Genomic DNA, 6,141 nt, shown 5'->3' with positions numbered 1-6,141 from the left:
CCTACGAAGTCGTAAGTTCCGCCAACCTCTAGTGGGGCTTTCCATTTTGTTGTTCTTGGAATGCCTTCAGGATCAGCTTTCATTGGTGCGAAGTCGTAAACGGGAGCAAGCTTTATGACTCCATCACCTTTTAAGAATGAAGTGTTTCTGCCATGGTTATCACTATTACCAAACAAGATGTTAAGTAGATCTCTCTTCACCCATTCAATGACGAAGGCTTGGGTATCAAACCTATACCCTTGGTGTTTAACCATATTGCTTTCAGTAATTTTTTCTATGAGAGTTCGGATTGTTGTTTCGTGATCAAGAGTGACCCCAGCGCCTTTGTTCAAAATGGAATACACAGATTCCATGCCGAATCTCTCTATTTGTTGCTCATTAATTTGAACATCAAATCGAGGAAGCCACAAGGAAGGGTAGTTTAATCCTTCCTCCAAGCGCATACCGTCGGTGGAGATCGTTTCAACTCCCATTTCAGTTAGCTCGTGGTAGAAGTAGAACTCAGCTCTTAGAATATTACAGTCGATGGTGCTTCTTGATCCTCTAGGGTACTTTACTAAGTAATGCAAGTCGTGGTTACTATTGTCATCTTGGTATGGGTCAATCCATATTTTTTCGCTGCCAGATCCATGATCGAAACCACATCGGAGGATCAGCTTTGGCGCCTCACCTCCAGCCCCTGTTGCACCACCTGCGGCTGCCCCTCTTTGCTGTGCATAGTCGAGGAAATCACCTGCTCGATTTTTAACATCATCAACAGAGAAGTAGAGGTTGTCTGCTACTTCGTAGCGCTCAGGAAGAGAGTCTTTTATTCTTAAGTTACCAATAGGCGACATTGTACCAAACTTGAGCAAAACATAGTCTTGTTCATCAGAACTAAGGTCTTCAATATCTAGGTGTTTGACCCAGTATCGTCTACTAGCGCCACTAGGCATAATATCGTCTAGAAACTTTAACCATCCAGGTTTACCCATGTCATCAAAAAAGAATGAGACAGGGTGGTTTAGTGAAACAGCGTGAAAGTCATCTTTATCGTGATGTTCTAGCGCATAGTCGCTGAGGTAGTTGAGTTCAGTCACTCGGAAATTATGTTGGCTACTTTTAGGGAGTGAGATGATACCAATATCTATCCATTCACCTCTGATAAAAGCTTGTACGGTTAGTTCTTCCATCGACAACACCTCTACTTATCAATGAGTAAAACTTTACTCTTAAAGTTATTTTTTTTCAAGTTATGAGTAAAATATTACACATTAATGTGTGGCGAGACTCTTTATGAGTAAATGATTACGCATAGCTTGTAAGTCAAAATTGTTGATGAGCAGAATGGATTATTTTAGCTATGAAAGCTGCGATAGAGAGTGGGGCGTTAATTATTTGTTCAGTTATGCAGGTTGTTCATAATAAATGAACAGTTGCCTTAAATGAACAAAGTGAATGAGGAGATTAAGAATGGCTGCTACATACAAAAATACAGTTAATACACTTTAATGCGCGTAAAAGTGTTATTTGTGTGTTTGTGTGAATGATAGTGCTGGGATTATGAAGGGAGGTGATGAACCTATGCATCATTTCTGATTGGTTGCTTGACAAGATGATCAATGAGCGCAGCTAGAAAGCCCTAACCGACTTTCAGATGCCGAAGTTGCTCTTATAGGTAATAAGCTTTATTAGTAAGTATTCCACTGGTTAAGCGGACAGAACCCTTGGGGTTACAAACAAATGTGGTCTTACCGCTAGCAATGACTTTCTCTACAGCATCATGTTGATGCCCTGCTACCCAATACCTAGCTCTTGAGATCAACTCATTACTCAACCCTGCATGGTAGTAAGGAGCATAAACACTGTTGGCATTTGCTTCTACGGCGAAAGCTTCTTTGGAAGGAAGAGAAAAACCAATAGGGTCAGGTCTTGTCTTTTGCTTTTTGGTGGCAGTTTTTCAGAGAAAAACCAATAGGGTCAGGTCTTGTCTTTTGCTTTTTGGTGGCAGTTTTTCTATCAGGTTTAGCTATTTGTCATACCTGAAGTTATTAGTCATTTGCTAATGTTTGATTTTCCAAAACACATTTTTGTCTAAAAATAAGCCTGCTATCCCACACCACAATCCAACTCCTAATCGTGATCAAGTAAATCAAAATCGCAGACATGGTGATAGAAGTTGTCGCACTCCGAGCAGGTGCTTTTGGACAGTTAGTTTTTGAGCATGAGATAGGCTGGGTGTCGATACACTGCTTCGCGTCGCTTATTGGCTGGTTGAGCAAAGGAAGGCGTAGAAGTAAGTATTGACGGGCCAATACCAGTCCATGTTGCTCGCTGTCACTGGAAATCTGGCGTTTAAGTTATTGAATATGCGTGTGCACATACGTATTGATATCGTTGTTATCATTAAGTTAATCAGGCTATCAAGAGAGAGCGATCTCTGTGACGGTCAGTATTGGCTTGGCTGATGCGCATGCGGCGAGCTTCATCGATGAAATCAATCGTCAAGCAGGTGCCAACCTTTATGATGCAAAATCACAAGGGCGAAATAGGGTCGTTGCGTAACGCAATTGAAAATCGACCTCCTGTTCTTTGATTGGGTAGCGTGCCTATTGAACTCGCTACAAAGAGGCTTTATATGCTTGAACAAGAGAAACATCAGGGAGTCGGCCTAAATTGAGATTGGCCGTTTACCATTGGTAGGGCGGTAGTAGTTGAATAGCCTTTAATGCTAAGTTTTTGATTTTGAAATATATAAGACACAAAAAAAGGCCACCCGAAGGTGGCCTTTTCCAAACGTTTGGTGGAGCTGGCGGGAGCTGCCACAAAAATGCATTAAGTCTTTGTAGTTTATGTTGTTTTCAAGAGAGTGGTTGTTCTTCACAAACTCAGTTAGTACGTGATTCTAGTATGTCCATTCGCCTGATACAAGGGACAATCAGTCATGTCATGAAGGGTAGATAGTTCACTTATAATCACGCGCACCGGAATGCTAGTTCAGTTCCCATTCTGGGAGCTGAACAGGATGGGGTGCTGTCTTCTAAATTACGATTCTCAATCACAAACTCCAGAGTATTTGGTGCGTAATTGCATATCATAACTTAATATATCGCCAATCACTTCAGCTACATATGGCTCCCGACAAAAGGGGGAGACTGAAGGTCCATTATTAATCTTGCCTCATTTGGAGGGTGCGATGTTTTTAGAGAAAGTGAAGCTGTGGAATTTTAGAAAGTACGGAAGACAAGGCGATATAGTTCTAGAAGAGCCACATTTAGAATTGAATCTTAATAAGGGTGTAAATGTTCTTATTGGTGAAAATGACTCTGGAAAAACAGCAATCATAGATGCAATCAAACTCGTTCTTAAGACTCATAGTTTTGAGTGGATAAAGCCCGATGAAGAAGATTTCTATTCAGGTTCAAGTGTTATGAGAATTGAGCTGTATTTCGATGATATGGAAGCTGAAGCGTTTCATTTCAATGAGTGGTTAAGCTACGAGACTATAGATGGCAAGCTTCATCCAACACTTAAACTAACTTATGAAGTGTCTATAAAGAATGGAAGAATAATTCCTTCAGATATCTATGGTGGTGCTAATGGCTTAGAGAAACAACTTAAGGCAGAAGCAAAAGAGTATTTGAAAACTACGTACTTAAAACCATTAAGAGACGCTAGAGCTGATCTGACTCCAAAACAGAACTCTAGGTTGTCACAGATACTTAAAACACATGAGGCTTTTCATAATAAAGACGAAGAACACCTGCTCCTTTCATTGTTTGAAGATTTTAATGCGAATGTCGCAAACTATTTTGAAGGAAAAGATCATGAAAACAATGGTTTAACTTCAGACTTGAAAGGGAAAGAGTTAAAGGGGCAAATTGATGCATTTATGGCGTCTTTTATTGACTCAAATACAGCAACCTCATTTGAAGTATCTCCTGCAAATATAAAATCAATACTAGAAAAACTGTCTTTAAAAGTTGAAAACGTCGTAAAGCCCGGCCTAGGTACTCTTAATAAATTATTTATGGCTACAGAGTTGTTACATTTGGATAAGAGCGAATGGACCGGATTAAAGCTATGTTTGGTTGAAGAGCTTGAAGCGCATTTACACCCTCAGGCGCAGATGAAAGTTATAGAAAGCTTACAAGCTCAGAAAGGGATACAGTTTATCCTCACTTCACACAGCCCTAACCTCACCTCGAAGGTAAAACTAGAAAATATAATTCTATGTCATGAAGGTAGCGCATATCCGCTAGGTGAAAAATATACGAAGTTAGATAAAGGTGCTGGAGACTATTTGTATCTAGAGAGGTTTTTAGATGTAACAAAGTCCAACATGTTTTTCGCCAAATCCGTAGTAATGGTAGAGGGGTGGTCTGAAGAAATTTTATTGCCAGCATTAGCTAAGTTGATGAAAAAACAAGGCCTTATAAATAAGGACTTTACCGAAGCTGGAGTTGCGATAGTGAATGTTGCTAGTGCTGAGTTTATGAAGTTTCGAAAGATATTTCTAAGGAATGAGGGGCCGGAACTTGCTATTCCAGTAGCTATAATCACTGATTGCGATACTCGGGCCTATGCGAGGAAAGAGGTTGAATCCAAGGGGACTAAAAAGAGTTATGAATACATTAAAGTTGACCAGACTGAGTTTCTGAAAGAATCAGAAGATAAACTGAAGCAACTTGAGAGTGAGTATGATGAGCAAAGAGTCAAAGTATTTGTAACCAAGTATTGGACGTTGGAGTACAGTCTTCAACAATCCCACGCACTTGGCGGCATAGTCAAAAAAGTGCTTGAAGAAATGCATCCTCAAATGGACAAGACACAAACCGAAAAAGAGCTAGCAATCAAGTTGTTCAATAAGTCGCTTTGCAAGACAGATTTTGCTTATAGGCTAGCAAAATATATCGATCCTGATAGCTACGACTATGATCCTACTATCGATTTAACACAAGACGATGACTATATTCGTTCTTTGATCAATGGGGTGAAGTATGTCTGCGCTTGAAATCAAAGATACTGATATATCCTATGCAGAAAACATCCTGATAAATGGAATGAAGTTTGATGATGAACGTATAGATTTTATTGCTAACTTTAACACCCTTGATCTTCAATCAGTTCCAGGAAGTGGAAAAACCACAGCATTGCTAGCTAAGTTAGTTATTTTAGATAGATATATGCCCTTTAATGAAGATAAAGGAGTAGTTGTAATATCTCATACTAATGCGGCTGTTAATGAATGGAAGAGAAAATTAGGTGGGTTTTGTCCGAAACTATTTTCTTACCCAAATTTTATAGGAACTATACAAAGTTTTGCTAATAATTATTTTGCTAAGCCTTATATGCAAATAATATATAAAATTGAAAGTTTCCGTGTTGATGATGAGGATTTCTCCAATAATTTGTTAAATCAATATTACAAAATTAGATACTCAAATGAATACGATAAGATTGCTACGTTTTTCTGGGGTAGAAATATAGCCAAAGCAAAGAAGATTGCATCTGAAACTGGAGAGAGAGAAAAAGCTGTCTGTGAAAGGCTAATTGATGAAGAAATTAAAAAGCTATACTACAACTTTAATGATGAGAAATTTTATGTCAAAGGTATTAAAAAGTGTTTAATATCAGACAGAAAAAATCCAAAGTATCAAGGGCTAAAAGCTATTTTTGATTCTGTTTTTAGGAGTGGAGTAATTTCTTTTCATTATGCATATGTATTCTCTCTGAAGTTTTTAGATCTTAATCCCCTAGTTGTAAAGGATCTTTGTAGACGGTTTAAATTTGCATTTGTAGATGAAATGCAGGATATGTGCATATTTCGGAGCATTCCGATCAGTCATTTCGGGATTATCCGATCACCCATTTCGGTTTAAACCGATCACTGATTCCGCGATTATCCGATCACTTTTAGCCTAACTCCGAAATCGGTGATCGGAATAGCGAAAACCGCGATCGGCAAGTCCGAAATCCTACCTTTTTCTCTTTTAAATCAATAGCTCGCTATTCTTTACTTCTTAAACAAGAAGGTAAGGAAGCGACAATGGCAAAAAAGAGAACTCCAATGAACAAAATCAAAGAGGTATTACGCCTTAAGTACGACTGCGGTCTCTCAAATCGCAGCATCGCTTCTTGCCTTAAACTCGGCCCTTCCAC

At 39.0% G+C, this 6,141-nt stretch carries 4 protein-coding genes and 1 pseudogene; 3 read left to right on the top strand and 2 right to left on the bottom strand.

The annotated features are described in order from the left end of the window. Nucleotides 1-1,172: type II toxin-antitoxin system HipA family toxin (locus BS19_RS14665; protein ID WP_038176249.1), on the bottom strand; the 1,172-nt coding region annotated here is incomplete at its 3' end. A gap of 479 nt (nucleotides 1,173-1,651) precedes the next feature. Continuing rightward, nucleotides 1,652-1,900: pseudogene (locus BS19_RS20615) on the bottom strand (metallophosphoesterase); the annotation flags it as partial. A 521-nt stretch (nucleotides 1,901-2,421) separates the two neighbouring features. Here BS19_RS20615 and BS19_RS20270 point away from each other — a divergent pair. The 3 genes from BS19_RS20270 (at nucleotide 2,422) to BS19_RS19645 (ending at nucleotide 5,861) form a co-directional block, all read left to right on the top strand. Further along, a complete protein-coding gene (locus tag BS19_RS20270; protein ID WP_245609289.1) occupies nucleotides 2,422-2,544 on the top strand; it encodes a GGDEF domain-containing protein in 123 nt (40 codons plus the stop codon). A 631-nt stretch (nucleotides 2,545-3,175) separates the two neighbouring features. Continuing rightward, nucleotides 3,176-4,993, top strand: coding sequence for an ATP-dependent nuclease (locus BS19_RS14660; RefSeq protein WP_038176248.1), 1,818 nt, complete (start codon nucleotides 3,176-3,178; stop codon nucleotides 4,991-4,993). Next, nucleotides 4,980-5,861: a UvrD-helicase domain-containing protein gene (locus BS19_RS19645; protein ID WP_051686548.1), complete on the top strand. Its 882-nt coding sequence runs from the start codon at nucleotides 4,980-4,982 to the stop codon at nucleotides 5,859-5,861. The genes BS19_RS14660 and BS19_RS19645 overlap by 14 nt, the downstream gene beginning before the upstream one ends. Nucleotides 5,862-6,141 lie beyond the last annotated feature (280 nt).

It is taken from the genome of Vibrio pacinii DSM 19139, assembly GCF_000711795.1.
GTDB classification, from domain to species: domain Bacteria; phylum Pseudomonadota; class Gammaproteobacteria; order Enterobacterales; family Vibrionaceae; genus Vibrio; species Vibrio pacinii.
The sequence above is the reverse complement of the archived record's forward strand: the minus strand, read 5'-3'. Positions and strand labels throughout refer to the sequence as shown.